At 51.2% G+C, this 23,892-nt stretch carries 18 protein-coding genes and 2 pseudogenes; 19 read left to right on the forward strand and 1 reads right to left on the reverse strand.

The genetic code is table 11. The features are described 5' to 3' along the window. The 19 genes and pseudogenes from DM08_RS13250 to DM08_RS11665 all read left to right on the forward strand — a co-directional run. A pseudogene (locus tag DM08_RS13250) lies at window positions 1–228 on the forward strand (hypothetical protein); the annotation flags it as partial. 9 nt (window positions 229–237) lie between these two features. Beyond that, window positions 238–1,587, forward strand: a complete 1,350-nt coding sequence (locus DM08_RS12955; RefSeq protein WP_152555834.1) for a lipopolysaccharide biosynthesis protein — start codon at window positions 238–240, stop codon at window positions 1,585–1,587. Continuing rightward, a complete protein-coding gene (locus DM08_RS12695) occupies window positions 1,584–2,237 on the forward strand; it encodes an acyltransferase (protein WP_081908895.1) in 654 nt (217 codons plus the stop codon). The genes DM08_RS12955 and DM08_RS12695 overlap by 4 nt, the downstream gene beginning before the upstream one ends. Next, complete coding sequence (locus DM08_RS11595) at window positions 2,231–3,580, forward strand: hypothetical protein (RefSeq protein WP_152555835.1); 1,350 nt, start codon at window positions 2,231–2,233, stop codon at window positions 3,578–3,580. The genes DM08_RS12695 and DM08_RS11595 overlap by 7 nt, the downstream gene beginning before the upstream one ends. Then, window positions 3,558–5,603: a glycosyltransferase gene (locus tag DM08_RS12700; RefSeq protein ID WP_081908896.1), complete on the forward strand. Its 2,046-nt coding sequence runs from the start codon at window positions 3,558–3,560 to the stop codon at window positions 5,601–5,603. The genes DM08_RS11595 and DM08_RS12700 overlap by 23 nt, the downstream gene beginning before the upstream one ends. Further along, a complete protein-coding gene (locus DM08_RS11600; protein WP_152555836.1) occupies window positions 5,600–6,736 on the forward strand; it encodes a glycosyltransferase in 1,137 nt (378 codons plus the stop codon). The genes DM08_RS12700 and DM08_RS11600 overlap by 4 nt, the downstream gene beginning before the upstream one ends. Next, window positions 6,733–7,665 carry an NAD-dependent epimerase/dehydratase family protein gene (locus DM08_RS12705; protein WP_081908898.1) on the forward strand — a complete coding sequence of 311 codons (933 nt, stop codon included), beginning with the start codon at window positions 6,733–6,735 and terminating at the stop codon, window positions 7,663–7,665. Before DM08_RS11600 ends, DM08_RS12705 begins: the two co-directional genes overlap by 4 nt. A gap of 2 nt (window positions 7,666–7,667) precedes the next feature. Next, window positions 7,668–8,246, forward strand: a complete 579-nt coding sequence (locus tag DM08_RS12710; protein ID WP_081908899.1) for a putative colanic acid biosynthesis acetyltransferase — start codon at window positions 7,668–7,670, stop codon at window positions 8,244–8,246. Further along, window positions 8,234–9,544, forward strand: a complete 1,311-nt coding sequence (locus tag DM08_RS11610; RefSeq protein ID WP_035384804.1) for a glycosyltransferase WbuB — start codon at window positions 8,234–8,236, stop codon at window positions 9,542–9,544. Before DM08_RS12710 ends, DM08_RS11610 begins: the two co-directional genes overlap by 13 nt. A gap of 113 nt (window positions 9,545–9,657) precedes the next feature. Then, window positions 9,658–11,061 (forward strand): undecaprenyl-phosphate glucose phosphotransferase, encoded by a 1,404-nt coding sequence (locus DM08_RS11615; protein ID WP_035384805.1) that lies wholly within the window; start codon window positions 9,658–9,660, stop codon window positions 11,059–11,061. Window position 11,062: 1 nt separating this feature from the next. Beyond that, window positions 11,063–12,661, forward strand: coding sequence for an O-antigen ligase family protein (locus DM08_RS12410; protein WP_081908900.1), 1,599 nt, complete (start codon window positions 11,063–11,065; stop codon window positions 12,659–12,661). Continuing rightward, window positions 12,658–13,866, forward strand: coding sequence for an outer membrane beta-barrel protein (locus DM08_RS11630; protein WP_081908901.1), 1,209 nt, complete (start codon window positions 12,658–12,660; stop codon window positions 13,864–13,866). The genes DM08_RS12410 and DM08_RS11630 overlap by 4 nt, the downstream gene beginning before the upstream one ends. Before the next feature lie 137 nt (window positions 13,867–14,003). Beyond that, window positions 14,004–15,056 (forward strand): polysaccharide biosynthesis/export family protein, encoded by a 1,053-nt coding sequence (locus DM08_RS13090; protein ID WP_202593412.1) that lies wholly within the window; start codon window positions 14,004–14,006, stop codon window positions 15,054–15,056. Next, on the forward strand, window positions 15,056–17,248 hold the full coding sequence (locus DM08_RS11640; protein ID WP_051938205.1) for a GumC family protein: 2,193 nt from the start codon (window positions 15,056–15,058) through the stop codon (window positions 17,246–17,248). Before DM08_RS13090 ends, DM08_RS11640 begins: the two co-directional genes overlap by 1 nt. A gap of 24 nt (window positions 17,249–17,272) precedes the next feature. Further along, on the forward strand, window positions 17,273–17,995 hold the full coding sequence (locus DM08_RS11645; RefSeq protein ID WP_035384844.1) for a tyrosine-protein phosphatase: 723 nt from the start codon (window positions 17,273–17,275) through the stop codon (window positions 17,993–17,995). Then, a complete protein-coding gene (locus tag DM08_RS11650; protein WP_035384809.1) occupies window positions 17,992–18,654 on the forward strand; it encodes a hypothetical protein in 663 nt (220 codons plus the stop codon). The genes DM08_RS11645 and DM08_RS11650 overlap by 4 nt, the downstream gene beginning before the upstream one ends. An 86-nt stretch (window positions 18,655–18,740) precedes the next feature. Further along, the gene (locus DM08_RS12960) at window positions 18,741–19,253 is read left to right on the forward strand and encodes a hypothetical protein (protein ID WP_152555837.1); all 513 of its coding nucleotides are present in this window, start codon (window positions 18,741–18,743) and stop codon (window positions 19,251–19,253) included. Window positions 19,254–19,518: 265 nt separating this feature from the next. Continuing rightward, window positions 19,519–20,154, forward strand: coding sequence for a transglutaminase-like cysteine peptidase (locus tag DM08_RS12715; RefSeq protein WP_202593415.1), 636 nt, complete (start codon window positions 19,519–19,521; stop codon window positions 20,152–20,154). A gap of 11 nt (window positions 20,155–20,165) precedes the next feature. Next, window positions 20,166–22,112: an EAL domain-containing protein gene (locus DM08_RS11665; RefSeq protein WP_035384811.1), complete on the forward strand. Its 1,947-nt coding sequence runs from the start codon at window positions 20,166–20,168 to the stop codon at window positions 22,110–22,112. A gap of 1,494 nt (window positions 22,113–23,606) precedes the next feature. Here the strand turns inward: DM08_RS11665 and DM08_RS12720 are convergent. Beyond that, window positions 23,607–23,892 (reverse strand): annotated as a pseudogene (locus DM08_RS12720) (transposase); the annotation flags it as partial.

A 23,892-nucleotide genomic window follows, 5' to 3' on the forward strand; every position in this document is an offset into this window, starting at 1 on the left:
GAACTGGCCGAACTGGTCGCCGAAGTCGTCGGCTTCACCGGCAAACTCACCTTCGACACCAGCAAACCCGACGGCACCATGCGCAAACTGATGGATGTCGGTCGCATCAACGCGCTGGGCTGGAAGCGCCAGATGCAACTGAGAGACGGCATCGCGCTGTCCTACCAAGATATGCTGAGCAAACTACCCGTATGCAGTAATTACACAGTAAGCAGAACTGGTTTTTGAATTATCAGCATGTCGCTTAAAGCCAAGCTAATCCGCAACCTCGGTGCAAATGCCTACGGGCAATTTGTGACCATCGTCATTCAATTGGCAAGTGTGCCGCTATTTCTACGCTATTGGGGAATTGAACTGTATGGTGAGTGGTTGATTTTGAGTGCGATTCCCGCTTACCTAAGTTTGAGTGATATTGGTTTTGCATCTGTTGCGGCAAACGACATGACGATGCGAGTTGCAAAAGGTGATCAGCAAGGTGCATTAGAGGTTTTTCAAAGTATTTTTCTATTTATATTTGGGGTGACTACACTGATTGGCAGCGTAGTGGCCGTGCTTATTTTTAATTTTCCAGTTGGTCAACTACTCTCTGTAAGTCACGTTAGCCCAGTACAAACAGCACAAGTGCTTTTTGTATTAATGGTTTATGTTATGTTTGGTTTGCAAGGTGCCGTTTTCATTGCTGGTTTTAGAGCGATAGGCCGATATGCACTCGGAACGATTCTTAATAACTCAGTACGTTTGGCTGAATGGGGTGGGTCAGTTGTGACACTTGTACTGGGGGGGAACTTGCTCTTGGTTGCGATGGTAATGCTTGTGATTAGATTGCTAGGAACAATCGGTTTATGGGTGGTTTTGCGTGTGCTGGCATCTTGGCTAACTATAGGTTTACATGATGCATCTTGGCATAGGGTGCAGGTTCTATTTAAACCCTCCATTGCATTTATGGCATTCCCGCTTGGATTGGCTTTAAGTTTACAGGGTATGGTATTGGTTGTTGGTGCGTTACTTGGTCCAGCATACGTAGCATTATTTTCAGCATGCCGCACATTAACACGCGTGCTGGTACAGATGATTACAATGCTAAATCAAGCTGTTTGGCCAGAAATTTCTGCTGCTTATGGAACCGGAAAACTTGATGTCATTACCAACTTGCATCGAAAAGGCTCATCCATCACATTCTGGGTTGCACTTGGCGGTGTTGTCGTACTTGGGGTAAGTGGTGAGTCTATCGTCAGCATGTGGACACGTCACGCATTCGAGACGAGTCATATATTGATGATTCTTTTGTTGGCATCAACATTGGTGAATGTGCTTTGGCAAACAAGTTGGGTTGTATTAATGGCAACGAATAACCATAAAAAAATCTCAGTTGCTTTCCTTGCTATGTCTTCCGGAAGCCTAGGATTGAGTGCCTTGCTTATTCCGAAACTGGGCATTAATGGTGCCGGACTTGCTACCTTTCTTATTGAAATTCCAATGCTGTACCTGGCAGTAAATAGTGTATTGAAGCTGTTGGGTGATAGTTGGGCTACCTATCTTAAGTTAGTCATTAGTAATCCGTTTGAACGAAAGTTAGACCAACTATGAGCTGTCTCTATCTTTGGAAAAACCGCGAGCGCCCAAGTTTGTTATCTAAGCGATGGTTGAAGGTTTGGGCAAAGCGTGCATTTAATTTGCCAGGACTTATTGCAATCATGTTAAGGCGAATTACTCTGCAAGTTAGAGGTGTCCAAATTGGCAACCTTACTATTTTCGAGAAAATTAACTTGAATGGCCGATGTGCTCGGCTAAAAGTTGGGGAAGGAAGCATTATTGGTTCTAAAGTACATTTGGCTTTGCATGAGCGTATTGAGATTGGTAATAGGGTAGTTGTTAACAGCAATGTGCAACTGTTAACGGGAACTCATGCTACCAAAGACCCTGCTTGGCCTCTGGTAGCAAAGCCAATTGTAATTGGCGACTACGCGTGGATTGCTTACAACGTGATTATTTTACCTGGAGTGACAGTGGGGGAAGGAGCAGTAATTGGGGCTGGAGCAGTTGTGAGTCGAGATGTGGCTGCGTATTCGATTGTGGCTGGCAATCCCGCAAAAAAAGTCGGGGAGAGAAGCAAGAATCTTAACTATAGCCCGACTGAACTTTGTTCGCCGTTTGAGGCGTGGTTGGGGGGCTCCAATTGTGATAGCTGTCAGACTCTGTTAGCTAAAAGCTGTTCGGCTGAAGGCGAGATATGTTGATTTCTGCGCTTATTGTTATTTTGTTGGCATATTTTGTTGCAGGGAAATTTTATCTTCATGCATTGCCTGAGAAGCTGTTTGTGCTGGTGTTTTCTATTTCTACTATTTATTACGGCGTGTTAGGTCCTTGGTATTGGACCGAATTCAAAAATTCAACATTTTTGGGGATTGATTGGAGTGGTCAGTTTCCGACAGTAATTTATTCATTCGTGTTGGTTTTCTTAATTGTAGTTGCCACTATTTCGATTTTAGGTGGAAGAAGTGAGCGAGACTGCTTTTTAGAGGGTGAAAGTGATGTTGGAAGATTGATGCCAAGAGTCAAATTACTTTTATGGATAGGTTTTCTTTCTTGTGCTTATGTTTACATTGTTGGTGGGGCTTTAGCTGAAAGTGAAATGCTTGTTACCAGCGATCCATTTCTAAATATATTTTTTCAATTTTCTGACTTGTCTATTGGCACATTACTTTTCTTGGGCGTTAGTAAGGGCTTTGATAAAAAGTGGATTGCGCTGGCATCCGTTTTTGTTGCTTATGCAGTTATATCCGGTTTCCGTTCAAAGCTAGCACTGCTGCTCGGCCCGCTCTTATTGTATTTGTTCTTCTTGCCTAGAAAAAATCAACTGCTTATGCGGGGAGGGATGTTCATATTCGGTTTAATCATCGTTATTCTTTTCTCCGTTATGACTATTGTTAGGGTTAAATTTTCCGGTTTTGACTTGGATGCCCTAGTAGGCGCGGATATGGATGAGTATCTCTATGGTTTATTTGCTGAAACTAATCTTATTTTTGGGCTGTCTTCCGCCTTAGCAATTTTTGGAGAAAAAATACCCTTTGCTGGTTTGACTCCATTTACTGAGGTGATCACTCAATTTGTTCCTAGATTTGTTGATCCAGATAAGGATCTATACCTTCATTTGAAGCAGGCGGCTTGGTGGCTTGCTAACTCACAGGAAGCGCAAGACTCTGGGACGGCAATGCCATTTTATGGTGAGTACTATGCGGCATTTGGGTGGCTTGGGGTTGTCTTCTTTGTAATGCTTTATGCTGCAGTTGTAATTTATTTGATACGGTTTATTCGTAGGCACGCATTAACAAAAAATCAATACTTGATGGGGGCGGCTCTAATTGCGGTGTTCCTTGGATATTATTATTTCTCACGGGGCTCTGTGGCACAGATATTTAAAGGAATGATATTTGCGTGTGGGCCATACTTCTATTTGACGTATATACACTCCAAGCTCGAAAGGTCTTCGAATCAGCTAAAGACAATGCGAGCTCAAACGGGAAGGTATAGATTAAAGAAGCTAAGGGATAGAGACCATGCTTTTACGAAAAGATTTTGATTTATTTTATCAGTTTGAGCGCTTTGCTAGAGGGCGGTGGGAGGCTCCATCGTGGGATTGTAGTGGGCAAGCTGTGATCCTTGCGTCTTACCCCAAATCGGGTAACACATGGATGCGTTTTGTTCTTGCCAATGTTGCTTCGCTTTGCGAGGGGGGCGAAAGCGTAACATTCTCGACCATTAATCAATATGCGCCGGCCATTAGAGGAAATAGGGGCTTGCAGGGCATGCGAAATATTGCAGGCTTGCCCGTTTTTCTCAAATCTCACTCTGCTTATGTCCCTAGCTTTTCAAAATACAAAAGCGTTATAGTCATTAGAGATCCATTTAAGGCTACTCCAAGCTATAGGAACTTTTTATCTAAAGCCCGCGAAAGAGACGTTGGTAGTATCGATGAGTTTTGTCGACATTGGCGCTATGGTTTTAATGCCTGGGCTCAATTTGTTGAGTCATGGGATGGTATGGCTACTCTGATTGTGAAGTATGAAGACTTGCTCGCAGATCCATCAGGCGAGATACATAGGATTTATTCAAAGCTTGGTTACACAGTGAACGCAGATGTGATTAAAAAAGCAATCGCAAATTCCAGTCGTCAAAATATGAAAAGTGTATTAGAAAAAGATGGCGATCCGCATAACCAAAATGGTTTTCCATTTGTCCGTGAGGCTGATGAAAACAAAGGGATAAGAAATTATTATGATGATGAGCTACTGCAAAAAGAGTTTCCTTTCTTTTGCAAGATAGCCCGTAAGTTTGGCTATCTACCTCCCTCTTCTGGTAAGGAGCTAGCCTCATCCAACAGGGTGTCTGAAATAAAAATTGCAATATCTTGCCTCGGCTCACGTGAGAGGTACGGTATGCCTGCTGCACTGCAGCAGCAGGGGCATCTTGATGTTTTATACACAGATTTATATGTTCCCAATAGCCTCTCTAAGTTTAGGAAACTCCCAGGAGTGGGCAATGGTATCGCTTCGTTGTTAGGTAGAAATCATCCTGATATTCCGTCCAGTAAAGTGCAAACTTATTCGAGGCTCGGTCTCGAGTTGCGGGTCCAGGTTAGACGTGCTAGACATCTTAATGAGCAACTGTCATTACTGATGAAATATGGCGCGATCTTTGCCGATTATGTCGGTGAAGACGTTGTTCAGCGTAAGTTGGATATGCTGATTGCATTTACGGGTGCGGCCAAAGAAACTTTTGAAGCCTTGCAACAGGCTGGCAGTAGTACCTTGCGAATACTTGATCAAGTTGATCCCGGCTTAAATGACTATTTGTTGATACATGATGAGTGCAATAAATTCTCTGCATGGGGAGAAGGTGAAGAACAATTAAATGTTGAATACTTCGACAGGGTTAAAGACGAAATAAATCTGGCAGATCATCTCATTGTTAACTCTACTTACTCTAGGGACATGATTCAAAGTTGGCTGGGAGAAAGGTCTATCAGCGTGCTACCTATTCCTAGCTCATTTGAGCGAAAACAGAAAACAGAAATTAATCGAAATAAAAGGCTTAAAGTTTTATTTTTAGGTACCTTGAGTTTACGAAAAGGTGTGCATTACGCATTAGAAGCCGTGGAGCAAATGAGACACTCGGGTCGTGATGTTAGCCTTACTTTAGCGGGCGGTTGCCGCATTGAACCGAGGATGCTGAGCAAATTTAAAAGTAGCAATTATCTAGGTCCGGTCCCCTCCAATGTTGTGCAGTCTTTGTTGGATTCGCATGATGTACTTTTGTTTCCAACCCTTTCAGAAGGTTTTGGTATTGTTCAGGTGGAGGCTATATCGCGTGGTGTGCCTGTAATTGCAACAAAAAATTGCGGTCAAGTCATCGAAGATGGCATCTCCGGTCTAATTATTGACGCAATGAGTACCGAGGCTATCATCACGAGTTTAAGTAGGTACTATCACAATAGGGAATTACTGGCTGAACACTCACGCAATGCTTACCTTCGATCTGAATTCTTTACAATTGAAAATTACGCAGTGCAATTAATTAAATGCCTTGAGGGAGTACGTAGGTGAAAATATTGCATGTAGTACCCTCAAGACAGACATCGTATGGTGGCCCTGTTCGCGTGGCTGAATATATTGGTGCGTATATGGAGGCTGTCAGCGATGATGTTCGTATATTTCCTGGCTCTATCGAACTCACGCGTGGTAGGTGGTATGTCCCAAAGCTAAATGCAATCAAGCGACTATATGAGTGTGTGAAGTGGGCGGATATCGTACATGTTCATGGTATTTGGACATTTCCAACAACCTTTGCTTCTGTTGTGGCATCTCTTACTGGGACGCCATATTTCGTTAATCCTCATGGGATGTTGGATGTCTGGCAGCTTAAACAAAGTAAATGGCTAAAGTTGATTTATTCAGCTGTGATTGAGAAGAGGAACTTAAATAGGGCCACTGCTGTTTGCTTTACTCATGAAGAGGAAATGCAAGAGGCTTCGGCTTATTCCAAATTTCCGAATGCTTTTATTCTGCCAAATGCTGTTGATACCAGTGTGTTTGAGAACTTGCCTGATAGAGAAGAGCTTGAGAAGCTATATCCCCAACTTGTTGACAAAACGGTCATATTCTTTATGGCCAGATTGCACCCTAAGAAGGGGCTGGATTTATTGATTCGGGCAATTGCTTCACTTGAAAATGAGCGCCTTGAAAAATTGGTTTTGTTAGTCGCGGGTGATCGAAGCGGGGCATATTACGAAGAAATGTTGGCTCTTGTTGAGAGGGCTTGTTTGCAAAGTCAGGTGATATTCGTAGGTGAGGTGTTGGGGCAGCAAAAGGCCATATTTCTAGGGGGGGCTGACATATTTGCTCTAACTTCGCATCAAGAGGGAGACTCAATTGCGCTTAAAGAGGCAATGGCCTCGGGCTTGCCATTGCTTATGACCAGACAGTGTCATTATCCGGCCTGGGAGCCAGCAGGCTTTGCTAAGGTGGTAGATACCAATGTTAATCAAATCGCGTTGGCATTAGGTAGCCTGCTTTCGCCCTCAACTAATCTAAGTGAAATGGGGTGCATTGCTTCGCGCTACGCTAAAGAGCATTTCGATGTGGCGAAAGTTTATCGTGATCTACGTCAGGGTTACTTGGATGCAATTTCTGGTGCGCATACTAGTAGTGGTTGGGTGCGCAACAAGGAGGGTCAATGAAAGCGTTAGTTTTAGGTGGTAGTGGCTTTCTCGGCTCTTATGTTGTGGATGCCCTGTGTGGTGAGGGCTATCAAGTTACTGCATTAGATCGACAGCCGGAGCGCTTCCGAGGGAAAAACGAAAAAGTAGAGTTCTTTCAAGCGGACTTCGGGAATCGGGGCGAATTGGACCAAATTTTGAAACGTGGAATAGATTTTGTGTTTCATCTGGTTTCAAGCACGATTCCCCAAACATCTAACGATGATCCAATCTTTGATGTTCAATCGAATGTGGTGGAGACGATTGCGCTGTTGGAGATGTGTGTCAAATATACAGTTAAGAGGGTGGTGTTTGTCTCCTCAGGGGGGACGGTTTACGGAATACCTGAAGTGTTGCCGATTCCTGAGAGTCATCAAACTTTGCCGTTGTGCTCTTACGGTGTAACGAAGTTGGCCATTGAGCATTACTTGCATTTGTTCTTCGTCTTGCATGGTCTGAAATATAGTGTTCTGCGGCTTTCTAACCCTTATGGGCCTAGGCAAGATCCGCGTGGCCGACAAGGTGCAGTATCCGTTTTTATGAGTAGGATGCTCAAGGGGGAAGAAATTTCGGTGTGGGGTGATGGTTCTGTTGTGCGGGACTATATTCATGCGTCAGACTTTGCTAGTGCTTGTATTGCAGTCGTTCAATCTGACGCTGTTGGTGTATATAACGTTGGCGGTGGAGCAGGCACTAGTTTGAATGAATTAATTCATGCCTTAGAGTATGTGACGGGCAAACCTGCGCGGGTGAGATACTTGCCGGGGCGTGGATTTGATGTTCCAAGGTTGTATTTGGATTGTACTAAAATTGAACAAGACTTCGGATGGAAACCGAAGGTAGAGTTTTCTATTGGATTGGCGAAAATGAGCGATTGGATGAGCGCCCAGATTGCTGCCTCACTTTTTTAGGTATGATTATTGTGCTGGATATTCAGAATCTTAGTTCGTTTCGGTTGCCAACAGGTTTTCGTGGTCGCTCTGCCGTTGTTGTGCAGCTATGGTGGCTAGTCCAGGCTACCTTGTTTGCTTGTTCTCCTCAGTTTATGTTCGCTTGGCGGCGTTGGTTGTTATGCTTATTCGGCGCAAAAATCGGGCAGTCCGTTTTGATTCGTCCCTCGGTCAAAGTCACTTATCCTTGGAAAGTGACAATTGGTGATCATGCTTGGATTGGGGATGATGTTGTTTTGTATAGCTTGGGTGAGATTGAAATTGGCAGCCACGCTGTTGTCTCCCAACATTCGTATATTTGCGCTGCTGGACATGATTACACAAAGATCGATTTTCCCATTTTCAACAAAAAGGTTTGTATCGGTGAGCAGGCGTGGCTTGCGACTGATGTTTTTGTTGCGCCGGGCGTAACTGTTGGCAAGGGCACAGTTGTTGGGGCGCGTAGCTCAGTATTTCATGATTTACCGGCGATGATGGTATGCAAGGGTAGCCCGGCAAAGCCGATCAAACCAAGACTCAGCTCGGACCCATGCGTATCCTGATCCACGGCATTAATTACGCCCCCGAGCTAACAGGCATCGGCAAGTACACCGGCGAGATGGCCGAGTGGCTGGCTGCGCAGGGCCACGATGTGCGGGTGGTGACTGCGCCGCCTTATTATCCGCAATGGAAGATCGCGGATGGGTATTCGAATTGGTGGGGGAGCGAGGAGCAAGGGATCAGGGGCAAGGGACAGGATAAATTTGAGTTTTCTGACTTACAACGTGCTCCTGTCGTGGTTTATCGCTGTCCGTTGTGGGTGCCTGCGCGGCCTTCTGGGGTGAAGCGTTTGATTCATTTGGCGAGCTTTGCGTTGAGTAGCTTGCCGGTGATGTTGCGTCAGGCCTTTTGGAAACCGGATGTGGTGTGGGTGGCGGAACCGGCGTTGATGTGCGCCCCTGCTACGGCGCTGGTGGCGCGCTTGTGTGGGGCGAAGGCGTGGCTGCACGTGCAGGATTTTGAGGTGGATGCGGCGTTTGATATGGGCATTTTGCCGTTCGGTAAGTTGCGCGATGTGGTGTTGTGGGTGGAGCGTTGGTTGATGCGCCGCTTTGATCGGGTATCGACGATATCCGTCAATATGTCGAGCCGTTTGGTGATGAAGGGCGTGGATGCCGAGTATGCGGTGTTGTTTCCAAACTGGGTGGATACGAATCATGTGTTACCTTTGGTGGGAAGAAACCCGTTGCGGTCGGAGTTAGGCATTGCGCCTGAACGTTTAGTTGCTTTGTATTCTGGCAATATGGGAGAGAAGCAAGGTTTGGAGATCGTGCTTGAAGTGGCGCAGCGGATGCAGGAACGCGCCACTGATGATGGGCCTGATGGCGTGCCCTCGGATGTGCTGTTTGTGATGTGCGGTGACGGTGCCGCACGGCAACAGTTGATGGAGAGTTATGTCGGCTTGCGGAATGTGATGTGGCTGCCCTTGAAACCGATGGAAAAGTTGAATGAGTTGCTGAACATGGCGGACATTCATCTGTTACCTCAGCGTGCGGATGTGGCGGACTTGGTGATGCCTTCCAAGTTGACAGGCATGTTGGCCAGCGGGCGGGCAGTGATTGCCACCGCTTTTCCTGATACACAAGTGGCGCAAGTGGTGGGGCAATGTGGCTTGGTGTCTTCGCCGGGAGATGTCGATGGACTATTGCGTGCAATCAATAAACTAGCATCCGATACCTCGCTGCGCGTGACCTTGGGTTGTCGGGCGCGCGAATATGCATTGGCGCATTTAAGTAAAGAGGCAGTGTTGGCTGATTTCGAACGAGAGTTGTGTGCTGTCACATCGTTACAACTAGGGTGAATCTCACCCTACCGTTGCGTGGAATACACTAGCACTTTGGATATATGGTGTGCTTTGCTGCCAAGCTGGATAATGCGCACCCAAAGTAGCTTTGCCGAGGAGCGCCCTTAACGATGAAGCTCAAAACATCCGGTCTGTTACGACCCTACGCTTCCGAGATTTCCTATCTGCTGCGGCTCTTCGATGTCAGTGTGATTGCCTTTTCCATGTTGTTTTTGGCGTGGAAGGTCGGTTATGTTGTGGCCGAGGCTTATATGCTTGCTGTAGCGGCAGCAATCATTCTGTATAGCGTGGTTGCCGAGTTGCGCGGACTGTACGGTTCTTGGCGTATGCGTTCCGCATTCGATGAGGCCAGAGAGGTTGTTCTTGTCTGGGCCACAGCATTGGTAGGGCTGATCGTTCTGGCTTTCATGCTGAAAATTTCTGCAGACTTTTCCCGCAGGCTGATCGGTGCTTGGTCGGTTACTGTTCCGCTTGTTTTGCTGGGTAGTCGGTTGTTGATTCGAGGTCAGGCGCAATATGCACGCAGTCGGGGGGTGAATACACGAGTTCTGGCTTTTGTGGGGGCAGGGAATACGGCGCGTAAGATGGCAGACAGGATCGCGGCAGCTCCCTGGATGGGGCTGCGTGTCGCAGGGGTGTATGACGACCGGGAGATCGGGCGACTCTCATTGAATCGTCTATCGTTGATTGGAAATACGGGGGACATGCTGCGCGATGCTCGTGAGGGTAAGTTGGATTACGTGTACATCACGCTACCGATGTATGCCGAGACGCGCATTGTGCAGTTGGTGGATGCTCTGGCAGATACCACGACTTCGGTGTATGTGGTGCCGGATTCGTTTGTGTTTGATCTGATGCATGCCAGTTGGGGGAATTTGGCAGGGATGCCGGTGGTGAGCATCTATGAGAGTCCATTCTACGGCATCGATGGCACCTGGAAGCGGCTGGAGGATTTGGTCATTGGTACGGCGATCCTGATGCTGATCTCGCCCCTGATGCTGTTCATCGCGCTGGGCATCAAGCTGACCTCGGCTGGCCCGGTGATCTTCAAGCAGCGGCGCTATGGATTGAACGGCGAGGTGGTCGAGGTCTGGAAATTCCGCAGTATGACGGTGTGCGAGGACGGGGAGAGCGTGGTGCAGGCGAGCAAGGGCGACCGTCGCGTCACGCCGTTCGGTGCTTTCCTGCGCAGGACTTCGTTGGACGAGTTGCCGCAGTTCATCAATGTGCTACAAGGGCGGATGTCCATCGTCGGGCCGCGCCCGCATGCGGTGGCGCATAACGAGGAGTACCGGCGACTCATCCACGGCTACATGTTGCGCCACAAGGTGAAGCCGGGCATCACCGGCTGGGCGCAGGTGAACGGCTGGCGCGGGGAGACGGATACGCTGGAGAAGATGAAGGGTAGAGTCGATTGCGACTTGGAGTATGTGCGCAATTGGTCGTTGGGGTTGGATATCAAGATCATCCTGATGACGGTGTTCAAGGGTTTTGTGGGTAAGAACGTTTATTGATATGACGCGGAGCACGAGTCGTCGCAGCAAAGGGGCAGGCCAGGTATGGGCGTTGCTCGCCATCTTTGTGTTCATGCCCTTGCCCTTGGCCAGTAATCGCACATGGGCGCTGGCCCTGCTGGCGTTGCTGGTGAGTGGGCTGGCGGTGTGGCATCTGTGGTCGGCAGGGCCGTCGTGGTGGCAGAGGGAGAGCGACGTTTTTCGGCGTGCCCGCGTCCCGGCTTGGTTGATGGTGGGGTGGCTGGTGTTGCTGGCGATGCAGTTGCTGCCTTTGTCTAACGCGGTGCGCAGTGGGTTGGTGCATGACCCGATGGCCGGATTTCCGGTGGTTCAGGGTGAGATGGCTCCGCTTTCGGTGGATGTGTACTCGACCCGCATCTATCTGGTCCGGGCTTGGGTGCTGGCGTTGTTGATGTGGCTGGTGTTTCGCTTGATCGACCGTCGGCAGCGTTTCGAGTGGCTGGTCAAGGCGTTGCTGTTTTCCGGGGTGCTGCAGGCGTTGCTAGCGGTGGTGCTGTTCGCTGCAGGTGCGCACTATTCGCTGTTCTTTGTCGATGTCGAGCATGGGTTCAGGGCGAAAGGGACGTTCGTCTATCACAACCATTTCGCGGGCTATATGGAGATGATCCTGGCAATCGGTATCGGCCTGATGATAGGCAAGCTTGACGGTGCGCGCGTGGAAGGTTGGCGCGGCAAGGCGCGTAGCTGGCTGGCGTTGCTGGTGAGCAGCAAGGCGGTGTTGCGGATGATGCTGATCGTGATGGTGATCGGACTGATCGCGAGCCGTTCGCGTATGGGCAACTCGGCGTTCTTCGTGAGTCTGTTACTGGTCGGCGGGCTGGCGTGGCTGGCGTTCCGTCATATCGGTGAGCGTACGAACATGATGCGCGCGCTGATGTTGTTCATCGCCAGCGTGGTGGTGCTCGACGTGGTCATCGTGGGCGGCGTGGTCGGTATCGAGAAGGTGATGCACCGTATCGAGGCGACCAATCTGCGCGTGCTCGAAAAAGAGGAGGCCGAGCGGGTGAGCACCCGGGTGTCCGGCGATGTGGTCGAGGGGCGGTCACCTATCGGCTATCGCGAGGAGTCGCTGGAAGAGCGAGTCGGCCCAGGGGTGCGTGCGCTCGATATGGTGAGGGACTTTCCCGTGCTGGGTACGGGCGGTGGCACGTTCCACCTGGCCTATTTCCCTTACCGGCCTCAGGATGTGAATGGCTATTACGACCATGCCCATGATGACTTCATCGAGTTTGCGGCGGAAGTCGGGCTGTTGGGGGTGTTGGTCTTGGTGGTGCTGGTCGGGCACAGCGTGTACCGTTCGTTCCGATTGTTGCTGGATAAGAGCCAGGAGCAATTTGTACAAGGTATGGCTTTTGCTTCGCTGATGGGCGTGGTGGAGTTGCTGATACATAGTAGCGTGGATTTCAATCTGCAGAATCTGACGAATGCTGCATTGTTTTTGGTAGTGCTTAGTCTTCCGTATCTGATTCAAGGATGGCCGCAGCACGAGCGATTGGCACGGCACTCGCTGGATGAGCGTGTGCCATCAAGGTACAATCGGTCGCGGAGCAGTATTTTAATTTTGAAGGGTGAATCATGAAAAAGTCGGTTATCGGTTGCTTGGTAATAAGTGCATTGTCAGCAATGAGTGCCGCGCATGCGGTTGAGGTGAAGCGTAGCGTGGGCGGGTATGCCCCAGTGACGCAATGGGATCCGGCTGGTATCAAGGCTGAGCCATTCGTGATCACGCCTTGGTTGGGGGTGGCGTATGGCAGGGATAGCAATGTAGGCTTGTCGAACACCTTGCCTCAGTCTTCCAGTCTGGTGGTGGTAAATCCTAACCTGGCAGTTGTGGCTGAAGGGGCGATGCAGCGCTACAGTGCGTATTACACCGGTAATTGGGCCAGATACAGTTCCAGCTCCAGGGATAACTTCAACGACAACATGCTGGGAGCTGAAGCTGAGAACGAATGGACTGGGCGTTTGAACACCCGTATTAAGGCAGACTATGTGTCCGGCCACGACCCTCGAAATGCGTTCCGTTTGGGTGCTGCTCCAGAGCATTGGCAGATGCCGTCCGCACAAGGTGCCGTGCACTATGGTGCACCTGAGGCGACGGGCCAATTAGAATTCGAGGTGGGTATGGCTTCCAAGCGCTATACCACCAACCGTTTGCTGACGGTAGCCTATGATCGGGATACTCGAGATATGGCAGGCAAATTTCTGTACAAGGTCGGGGTAGCTACCCATGTCAATTTCAAAGTGGCCGAACGGCGCAATGTTTACCAGAACTTCATCTCTGCCGGACGTAATAGCACTGAGCAGAAGGTTCAAGTGGGCTTGAGCTGGGATGCGACTTCCCAGACCAGCGGTTCTATGATGGTCGGTTCGATGAGCAAGAAATTCGATTCAGGGTTGGTCAGTAAGGGGCGAGGCCTGTCTTGGGATGTGGATATGCAGTGGAAGCCGCTTACGTATTCATCTATCGCTATCTCGGGTGGCCGGAACTTCACCGAGACCATGGATGTGGGTAATTTCATCATCGTGCGCGATATGGGAGTTTCGTGGAATCACGATTGGGCGCATGGTGTTGAAACTGCACTCACCTATCAGAATGCGACCGACACCTTTTCCGGCATCTATCGCGTGGACCAGCGCAGCAACGTCGGAGCCAAGGTCTCGTATGCGATGCGGCGCTGGTTGCGCGGTGGTGTAGAGCTGCAGCGGCAGAATCGTAATTCGACTGATGCGCTCTACACTTATAGCCGGAACATCGTGTTGTTCTCGATCGAAGGTTCGCTGTAATAAATCGGTGCGGGCACTTTGTTGACGAGGGCTTCAGCTGTAGCATCGCTGGGTTCTGGTCGGCAAGGTGCTTTGTTTTTGGATCGGATTCCTAGTTTCGTAATGTAGGTTGGTTCGAGGTATTGATGGGTAGATACATGATGAAACGTATTCTTTGGCTTGTGCTGCTGTTGTCTTCCCCGCTGAGCTGGGCGGAGGCCGATACCGGAGTCGCTTCGCCATCGGCAGGTAGTCGACAAGAGTCGGAAGTTCGGGCGGCCGTGGATGCGTGGGCGGCAGCGTGGTCGGCGCGAGACATCATTGCTTTTCTGGATAACTATGATCGATCCTTCGAGCCGGAGGATGGTTTGGGGCGCATAGCGTGGGAGACGCGTCGCAAGGATGCTTTCCGTCGTGCCAAGTCCATCAGCGTGAAAGTGTCTGATGTGTTCACGGTAGCGCAGAGTGGTGGGCGCATAGATGTTTACTTTGCGCAGGAGTTTCATTCTGGTGTGACCGATGCGTTCGACAAAAAAAGGCTGTCCTGGATGAATGTGAATGGGCGCTGGAAAGTGGTATCGGAAGTCACTTTGAACGGACAGCAGTTTGATTCGGCAAAGGCATCGAGCCAGCGTGCCCTTGCTGAGGTCGAGGTGCCTAAGGTGGCTATGGTGCCTCCAGTTCAAGCAGTTCAAGCAGTTCAAGTAGTTGTTGAGTCGCCACCGGGCGCGACAGAGAGGCGTACCGATCTCAGCGGCTATCGCCTTGGAGCTGGCGACATCCTGAACATCAGCGTGTACGGCGAGGATGACATGAGCCGCGACAAGTTGCGCATATCGGACACTGGGGTGATTTCGTTCCCATTCGGTGATCTGCTTGTACGCGGGATGACAGTCGGTGAGTTGGAAGTGAGGATTGCGGATGGCTTGCGAGGAGCATTTCTGGTCAACCCGCGTGTTTCTGTGACTATCGTTGAGTACCGGCCATTTTTTATCTATGGTCAGGTGGAGCGCCCCGGCAGTTACCCCTATCTGCATGGTTTGAACGTTCGCAAGGCGGTTTCAATCGCAGGTGGATTTCGTGAGCGTGCATCACCCAGCAAGATTTTTGTGGTCCGCGAAGGTGATGCTGCCAATGCATCCAGCAAAGTCGACCTTAACTCCTCGGTTTGGCCGGGGGATACGATTACTGTTGAAGAAAGCTTTTTTTGATGAGCGAAGTCTTGCATAGCGAAAAACATCACTCAATTCTTAGTGCCAGCCATCAGGCGGATGAGCAGCTGGAACTATTGGTCTATTGGCGTAGTGTGGTCAAGCGTAAATGGAGCATCCTGGGGCTGGCGGCGGCGATGACGTTGCTGGCCACCGTGGTGGTCTTCATGATGACGCCGATCTATCGCTCAACCGTGACGATACTGATCGAGCAGAATAAGACCAAGGTGGTTTCCATCGAGGATGTCTACAGCGGTATCGGGCAGGGTAAAGAATATATACAGACCCAGTCTGAGATCATCAAATCACTTTCGTTGGCGAAGGTGGTGGTGGATAAGCTGAAGCTGACCAAGCATCCTGCCTTCGATCCACGGGTCAATACCTCCTGGCTGCATTCGACGCTGGCAGCGGTGGGTGTGTCGGGCAAGGAGCTGACGGAAGCCGAAGTGCGAGAGGCGGTGGCGGCAAATTTGATTGACCACCTGATCGTGGAGCCGGTGAAATTGAGCCAGTTGATCAAGGTCAGCTACGATTCATCGGACAGTGAGTTATCCGCCAAGATAGCCAACGCGGTTGCTGAAGCGTTCGTCGAGAGCGACATGGAGGCGAAGTTCCAGATGACGCAGCGCGCCAGTAACTGGCTGAATGAGCATCTGGCTGGGCTGAAAGTCGACCTGCAAAAATCCGAACAGGCGCTACAAGAATATCGAGATCGCGAGCATATCGTCGATGCGGGTAACCTGGAGTTGAGCGGTGCCTCCAACCAGTTGCAGGGCCTGCTGGCCAGTTTGGTCAATGCTCGCATGAATCGTGCGCAAGCCGAGAGCCAGTACAAGCAAGTGAAGAATGCTGGTGATTCGCTGGAGTCGTTGCCGGTGGTGCAGAAAGACCCGTTAGCCGCAAAGCTTAAGGAGGTTGTGGCTGAGAAGGAGCGCAAGGTATCTGAGTTGGCCAATCGCTATGGTAAGGAGCACGTCAAGATGATTCAGGCTCAAGCTGACTTGGATCAAGCGCGAGATGGATTGAGGCGCCATGTGGACGTTGTGGTAGCAGGCCTACAGCGCGAGTATGAAGTAGCTCGTGCCAACGAGGCTGCATTGGCGGGGGCAGTTGCTGAAGCCAAGGGGACTATCCAGGGCGCAAACAAGAAAGGTTTCGAGTTGTCGGCTTTGGAGCGCGATGTTGCTACCAACAAGCAGATCTACGAAACTTTCTTGAATCGCTTCAAGGAAACGACCGCTACCGGTGATTCCGGTGCTCTGGTCGGGCGTGTGATCGATCCGGCGATGCCAGCGACTTCCCCGGTCAAGCCCAAGAAGGCGATGGTGATTGCGATTGCCTTTGTTCTGGGGACCTTGTTCGGAGTGGCGGTAGCGCTGTTGCTGGACCGTCTAGACAATACGGTGCGCACGACCGAAGACGCAGAGCTGAAGCTGGGCCAGCCTATCCTGTCCACTTTGCCTTTGCTAGAGGGTAACAATGACCAGCATATGGGGCGCTACTATCTGGATGAGCCACGCTCAGTGTTCGCCGAGAGTGTGCGTACTGCGCGCACAGGGGTGTTGTTGTCGGCCATCGACTGTCCAAACAAGGTGTTGGTGGTCACTTCGTCCGTGCCAGGAGAGGGCAAGACTACGGTCTCTTCCAATCTGGCTTTGTCTCATTCACAGACCAAGCGAGTGCTGCTTATCGATGCCGACATGCGTCGGCCCTCGGTTGCTAAGGTGATGAACCTTGATCTGGCCAAGCTTGGTTTGTCTGCCTTGGTGACGGGAACGGCGATGCTGGAGGAGTGCATTCAGACCATCGAAGGGGCGACCTTGCATGTGGTGACGGCGGGTAGCATTCCCCCGAACCCGCTGGAGCTGCTGCTTTCCCACAAGTTCGAGGAGCTGTTGAAATCACTTTCCGAACAGTATGATATGGTCATCATCGACTCGCCGCCGGTGCAGTTGGTTAGCGATGCGGTCGTGCTGTCGACGCTGGCGACTGGGGTCGTGTTCGTGGTCAAGGCTGATTCAACACCTTATCAGTTGGCAAAGCGTTGTATCAAGACATTGCTTGAAGCCGAGGCCACGCTGTTCGGTGTCACCCTGAACCAGCTCGATTTCAGAAAAGCCGAGTCCTATTACGGTGCGTATACCGGCTATGGCAAGTATGGCTATGACGGTTATTACACCAAAGAGACTTAATCATTTGTACATTGGGCGGTGTCGGTGATCGATCTGCATTGTCACTTTTTGCCAGGTATCGATGACGGAGCGGAAACCATCGAGCAGGCTTTGGAGCTTGCTCGCGTGGCCGTTGTGGATGGCATCACGGTCGCAGCGATGACCCCCCATGTGCATGTCGGGCGGTATGAGAATACTCGCACCAACATTGTCAAGAAGACGGAAGCCTTTCAGCGTGTCTTGGAGCATAAGGGCATAACGCTTAAGGTCTATCCCGCCGGTGAGGTGAGGCTCAACTACGAGGTGGTGGATCTGGTGACTGCCGGTGAGGCCCCTTTTCTGGGTGAATTGGACGGCTACCGAATCATGTTGCTAGAGTTTCCGCATTCGCAAATACCTGTGGGCGCGGATAAGTTGGTGCAATGGTTATTTTCGCAAAAAATTCGTCCCCTGATAGCGCATCCCGAACGAAACAAGGAGGTCATGCGCTCTCACGCTAAGGTCGAGCCGTTTATCAATATGGGCTGCATGTTGCAAGTTACTGCTGGCTCGCTGGTAGGGCAGTTCGGAGCTCAGGCGAAAGCGGCGGCTGAGTATTTTTTGGCTCAGAACTGGGTCAGTGTGTTGGCGACTGATGCCCATGATGCGGTTCATCGCCCACCCAATTTGAGCCTAGCGAAGGATTTGTTGGTGGCGCAGGGTAAGTCGGCTTTGGCCACTCGCCTGCTGGAGACTACGCCGGCTCGAATCTTGGGTATCGGCCAATGATTAGTATCGGTGGAAGCAAGGGGCTGGTGCAGTTTTCTGTCAAGTTGGTCTTGACGTTGGTGCTACTGGCCGTAGTGGTTTTTATCGGCCGGGTGGGGGTGGCGGATTTTCTCCGGTTGGAAGCTACCACCTACATTGATAAGTTCAATGAGGGGCGGATCAGGCTATCCATGGAGCAGTTGGCAAAAGCCAGGCAGCGCTTGCTGCTGGTCAGGAGCATCGATCCGGGGAATCCTGTCGTTCCCGAATATCTGGCTCAGGTCTCCTATATTCGAGCAGCCCATTCTGGCATTAATAAGGAGTTGCAAAGAGAATACCTGAGTGATGCTTTGCGGGAGTATCAGTTGGCATTGGGGCTGAGGCCGAACTCTGGTTATCTGTGGGCAGGGAAGATGACTGTGATGCAGCTTCTGATGTCCTTGGATGAGACAGTCGGTCCGGAGGGGCGGCCAGCTATGCCGACTGGTTTCGGCCCGAACTGGGTGCAGATGATGGCGGCGATGAAGCATGCGATCCAGCTAGCACCTTGGGAGCCCGGGGTGCTGAGGCAGATTATGTTCATTGGAGACAAGTATTCACTCGTACTGGCGGGTGAAGATAGGCAGTTGTTTGATTTGGCAAAAAGAAATGCAGTGCTATTGAAGTTGGCTGTGGAATAAGTGGTTGACTGATCTGGGAGTGTCAGGTACAGTCGCGCAAGATTTCTGGTTTATTGAGAATCATAATTTTTAGCGAGGATGCTTGTATGAAAACCTTTAAGTTTAAAGCAGTTGCGTTGGCGGCGATGTTGGGGCTGTCGTCGGTTGCAGTGGCTCAGATCACAGCATCCTCGACGACCAGTCAGATGGTCGCTGAGTTCACTTCTGGGATGAGCGCTGGCACAGTGGTTTCCAATGCTGCTCAAATGCAAGGCACGGCAAATCTGTCGGCACTTGTTAGTGCTTTGATTGCGGCAGGTGCTGATGCTTCTCAGGTCGTATCAGCGGCAGTTGTGGCAGGCGGTAATGCTCAAGAAATCGTTAATGCTGCTATCTCCGCTGGGGCAGACACTCAGGTCGTGGTCGCTGCAGCAATCGGTGCAGGTGCGGATCCGACATCTATCACTCAGGCTTCTGCTTCGGGTGGTAGGGGTGAAGCTGGTGAACGTGGAGGGGAGCGTGGAGGTTTTGCTCCGACTCGTGGTTTCAGCCGCTCTGGGCCATCTATTACGCCTATCCCCGCTGGCGGTGGCGGAGGTAAGCCAGTCAGTCGCGCCTAAGCTAAGTGCTCTTAAAAAAGCCCTGCCTTTGGACAGGGCTTTTTTATTGTCTATCCGTTGAGAGTGGAACTCTCGTGGTACATCGCAGAACGCTCTCCCGGATGCTTTGGCATGCATTTTCCGGTTGGCTTCAGTTTTTCACTGTTTTGTCGATGACTGGGCAGGATTGTTTATCTGGTGATAGATGTACCGTCGCATCCAAAATCTTTCAAGGTGTCTCCTCGCTCGGGCAACGTTGCTGAGATGGCTAAGTGGGCTCTTTGCCATGGCGTTTTGCCTGCCATGGGCGTATGCCACCATCATCGATTTCTCTCCCGGGTTACTGCGCTATGTTGCGAGTCGTTGGGGAGGTGCGGCCGATGAGCGACTGCAATCCTGGGGTAAGTTCGTTGTCACACAGCAGCAAAGGCGTGACTCTCGTTCCGTCGATCCAGATAGTCGAAGTTCTCTGATTCATACAAGCAACCGCTTCTGGGCCGGTGTTCCCTACTTGTCGGACCAGGCTAACTGGGGAGTGGAAGACTACTGGGCGACTCCCATAGAATCGCTTGGAGTGAACCACGCGGACTGTGAGGATTACGCGATCGCCAAGTATTTTACCCTGAAGGAGCTGGGTGTGCCGGTCAGCAAGATGCGTATCACTTATGTACGCGCATTGCGCTGGAATGAGCCGCACATGGTGTTGGCCTATTATCCGGAGCCAGACTCCGAACCTTATATCCTTGATAATCTGACGGATCGCATCGACTTGGCCTCGGATCGCCGCGACCTTGAGCCTATCTATAGTTTCAACGATGAGGATCTGTGGGCTGCGGGCGGGGGGGCGAAGGCGGGCAAGTCCAGCCAGATCCGCTTGTGGCGAGGGTTGATCGAGAAAATGGAACAAGAACAAAGGATGTAAGGGGAATTGAAATGACATTGTTTCGCCAGTTGTTCATCGCGGTCTCCATATTGTTTCTGCTGCTCATGGCAGTCATTGAGGTCACCTATATCCACAACTCGCGCACCTATCTGCAAGATCAGCTGGCCTCGCACTCCCAGGATGTCGCCACCTCGCTCGGTCTGGTCCTGCCGGTGGCTATGGAGGCGGGAGATGAGGTGAAAGTGCAGACCATCGTGGGTGCCGCGTTCGACCGTGGCTTCTATCGATCGATACGTGTGGTATCGGTACAAGGGGAGACGCTGTTGTTGCGCGAGCTGCCGCCGACACCGCCGGACGTGCCGGAATGGTTCACCCACTGGATCAGTCTGGACGTGCCGACAGCCGAGTCCTTGATCACCAAGGGGTGGCGGCAGATGGGGCGTGTGGTCGTGTCCAGCCACCCAAACTTTGCTTACAGGCAGCTTTGGGCGACGACTCGCGCCGCTACCGCATGGTTATTCGGACTGTATCTACTCAGCCTTATTCTACTGCACTATTTCCTTAGAACGATATTGAGCCCGTTGCGGTCGATCGAGGCAGTCGCCGAGTCCATCAGCGAACGCGATTTCAGGACGGTGTCCGATACACCGCGTGCCCGTGAGTTGCGCAGCGTGGTGCGTGCGATCAATTCGCTGTCCAACAAGGTTCGAGCCTTCATCGATCAAGAAGTGCAGATCGCTGATCGCTTTCGGCGGGAGGCCTATCAGGATCCGCTGACCGGACTGGCTAATCGTCGTGGTTTTGAGCTTCAGATCGACGCGATTCTGAAAGCCCCGGCGGATGTCCAGTCCGGTGCGTTGTTCATGATTCATTTACCCCATTTTGAGGAGTTCAACACTGAGCAAGGGTATGTCAATGGAGACAGGTTCCTCGTCGAGTTGGCTCAGGCGCTGACGGCCGTCCGTGTTGGCCAACCGCTTATGGCGGCCAGGATCGGTGGTGTCACGCTCGTCGTTGCCAGTCTCAATCTGTCGAAGGAGCAGTCCACAGCATTGGGACGTGCCCTGGCTGAAACTGTTGAAGTGGTTTGCCGCTCTTCGGGTGTCCGTCATAGTTTTGGCTGCGGTGGGGTCTATTTTGGCAGCGAGCGTATGGAGCTAGGTAGGCTCATGTCCGAGGCTGATTCCGCCATGCTGCAGGCGACAGAGAGACAAAGCCTGGTATTGCTCGAACATAGCCTGGAGCCGGAAGACATCATCAAGGGATCGCAGTATTGGAAGCAATTCATATCGGATGCTCTTGAGCAGGGGCGGACTGCGATATACACCCAGCCGGTAAGATCGCTGGCGCAAGCAGGAGTGGTACTGCAGCACGAGGTGACGGGGCGGCTGTGCGGGGAGGGTGGCGAGGTCGTTCCTGCGGCTGAGTTCATCATGATGGCCAATCGCCACCAGCTCGTCGCAGCGATAGACCGTAAGTTCATGGCGAAGCTTTTCGGTTTGCTGCCCGAGCGCCCATTGTTGGAAGGGCAAGTTGCCATCAACCTGTCGATGCGCTCCATCAGTGACAGTGGGCTGGTTGACTGGTTGTTGTCCGAGCTCGGCAAGCAGCCAGCATTGGCCAGACGCATCGTGTTCGAGTTCGCCGAATTTTCGGTAGTGCAGGATCTCCGTGCTGCGAGCGAGTTCGTGGGCAAGGTGCGCAAGCTCGGGGCTGGTTTCGCGGTGGATAATTTCGGATTGCATCCCTCGGCGTTCGAGTACCTGCAATCTCTGCATCCATCCTATATCAAGCTCAGTACGTCGTATGTCAGTCGACTGGAATCCAGTCCGGAGAGCCAGTTCTTCATCTCGTCGGTGGTCAAGATAGCTCGGCCTCTGGAAGTCATGACTATCGCACACGGCGTGGAAAGTGCGGAGCAGCTCGAATTGCTGCGCAAGCTGGGAGTCGATGGTTATCAGGGCTATGCTATAGGCGCGCCTAGCCGTTTGGATTAAACACGAAGATCGAAGCGTGGATTTCGGCACAAGCCATAATTGGGCTTGTGCCTGTGAAGGCGGGTTCACGTATCGTATCCAACATCAATCCACCAAGATGCGCTTGGCCGTGGAGTTCTCGCAGCGAGTCGGTCTGTATGCGGCGGTGGATGCCAAACACGACAAAGCAAAAGATGGGTTGTCGCCTGCGTAGATCAGTCGCTGTGCCTGTTTTACCTATCGCTACACTAGAGCAAGCTGTCGCGCCCTAGACTGCAACAACTTGCGTATTCCAGACCAAACTGGACACGCGTTCCACGGCAAACTGGACAGCCACTCCAGCGCAAACTGGCCCCCACGACATATTGCCCAAGGTGATCTCTTTGACGGCACTCCAGCCGATAGTAAGTCAATCGACCAGATGCGCGTAGCAAAATTGGCTTGCTGCAAGTGATAGTTGTCCACGTGACCTGCCTGTTCCACTCAACTCCAAATAAATTCCCGATTGCCTCTCCATTTCCGGCAGTAACCGCGCCGCCCATTGCGCTCAGTCGCTGACCGATGGGCTCACTTTCAATCATCACGCCAATCGCTACGCGAGCACTGCGTTTTGTCATGCTGATTGCTCAGCTTCGCTTATCCATCGGCCGCCTTTCGGCCCGCTCCTTCCCGCACCCATCGGGAGGTGGCGCGGTTGCTGCCGGAAATGGAGAAAGTATTGGGAAGGATTATTATTCTGGTTCTTGCCCTCCTCAATCAGGAGGAGTTGGAGGAGCCAAAATTCAAACATAAATTACATTTCACGGTTATCGTGACAATCAAATAATCAACCCCGGCTAGTCCGGGGTTATTTGCCGATCGGCGCTCTCAGGGGGAGGGCTTGGGATACATTGATCGAAATTTGCTGCAAGAATTGCATTCTTTGGATTGTCCAGACGAAATGAATTTAGTAAAATTCGAGCCACACATTTCTCCGCAGACGTCCCACCTAGGGACAATAACGCCAACAAAAAGGAGAAATGTAAATGAGAAGCAACATCTATATTGTTCATACCCGCTCTGGAATCACATTCTCACTACCTGCCATTTCGTTGCACGAAGCAGAACTAAGAGCAAACTCCCCTGTAATCGGAGATTACCTCGCCAACCTGATGAAAAAAGCAGTTCAGGATGTCGTTAAGGTAGAGTTGCATCGCGGCCCAAAACACATCGCTCCGAACCCGACATTTGAAAACGAGTTATTTCACCGCCATTATGAAAGGACATGAGTATGCGAGCCGAGATCCTTTTTCCAATATTCGTATTTGCAATCGTTTCCTTTGCGCTGTTTTGCAAAAATAGGGCTGACTTCTGGGCTAATTCTATGAAAACACAACCCAAATCTCGTCCCAGTAAGAAGCGCCATAAATCCTGACGTACTTTCAAACATGCCCGCTGAGGCGGGCATGTTTTTGTTAAGTTACATCTTGTAGGCAGTTCGGGTATCGCCTTGTGTAAATTCGCCAGCGTAACCGGCAGCACAATCCCAAACTCTCCCAGCAGACCGCGTATCTCGTTGCTCAACGCGGTGCGTGCCTTGATGAGGCGGGCGCGTATCCGGTGCTCGGCCTGCATCACTTGCAGCTCGACACTTTTGACCGCCACAAAGCGCATGTTGGGACGGCTGACTGCTTCACAGATCGCTTCGGCATCATTGACATCGTTCTTGCCGCTCTTGACGTAAGGCTTGACGAATTGCGGCGACATCAGTCGCACGTCATGTCCCATTTTGCCCAGCTCCCGCGCCCAGTAGTGTGAGCTT

The organism is Ferriphaselus sp. R-1 (assembly GCF_000746095.1).
Classification (GTDB): Bacteria; Pseudomonadota; Gammaproteobacteria; order Burkholderiales; family Gallionellaceae; genus Ferriphaselus.

Coding starts and splice junctions, on each gene's coding strand:
- DM08_RS12410 (WP_081908900.1), top strand. CDS start 11,063: ATGACGCGGAGCACGAGTCGTCGCAGCAAAGGGGCAGGCCAGGTATGG.
- DM08_RS12710 (WP_081908899.1), top strand. CDS start 7,668: ATGATTATTGTGCTGGATATTCAGAATCTTAGTTCGTTTCGGTTGCCA.
- DM08_RS12695 (WP_081908895.1), top strand. CDS start 1,584: ATGAGCTGTCTCTATCTTTGGAAAAACCGCGAGCGCCCAAGTTTGTTA.
- DM08_RS11665 (WP_035384811.1), top strand. CDS start 20,166: ATGACATTGTTTCGCCAGTTGTTCATCGCGGTCTCCATATTGTTTCTG.
- DM08_RS11650 (WP_035384809.1), top strand. CDS start 17,992: ATGATTAGTATCGGTGGAAGCAAGGGGCTGGTGCAGTTTTCTGTCAAG.
- DM08_RS12960 (WP_152555837.1), top strand. CDS start 18,741: ATGAAAACCTTTAAGTTTAAAGCAGTTGCGTTGGCGGCGATGTTGGGG.
- DM08_RS12715 (WP_202593415.1), top strand. CDS start 19,519: ATGGCGTTTTGCCTGCCATGGGCGTATGCCACCATCATCGATTTCTCT.
- DM08_RS12705 (WP_081908898.1), top strand. CDS start 6,733: ATGAAAGCGTTAGTTTTAGGTGGTAGTGGCTTTCTCGGCTCTTATGTT.
- DM08_RS12700 (WP_081908896.1), top strand. CDS start 3,558: ATGCTTTTACGAAAAGATTTTGATTTATTTTATCAGTTTGAGCGCTTT.
- DM08_RS13090 (WP_202593412.1), top strand. CDS start 14,004: ATGATGAAACGTATTCTTTGGCTTGTGCTGCTGTTGTCTTCCCCGCTG.
- DM08_RS12955 (WP_152555834.1), top strand. CDS start 238: ATGTCGCTTAAAGCCAAGCTAATCCGCAACCTCGGTGCAAATGCCTAC.
- DM08_RS11615 (WP_035384805.1), top strand. CDS start 9,658: ATGAAGCTCAAAACATCCGGTCTGTTACGACCCTACGCTTCCGAGATT.
- DM08_RS11610 (WP_035384804.1), top strand. CDS start 8,234: ATGCGTATCCTGATCCACGGCATTAATTACGCCCCCGAGCTAACAGGC.
- DM08_RS11595 (WP_152555835.1), top strand. CDS start 2,231: ATGTTGATTTCTGCGCTTATTGTTATTTTGTTGGCATATTTTGTTGCA.
- DM08_RS11630 (WP_081908901.1), top strand. CDS start 12,658: ATGAAAAAGTCGGTTATCGGTTGCTTGGTAATAAGTGCATTGTCAGCA.
- DM08_RS11640 (WP_051938205.1), top strand. CDS start 15,056: ATGAGCGAAGTCTTGCATAGCGAAAAACATCACTCAATTCTTAGTGCC.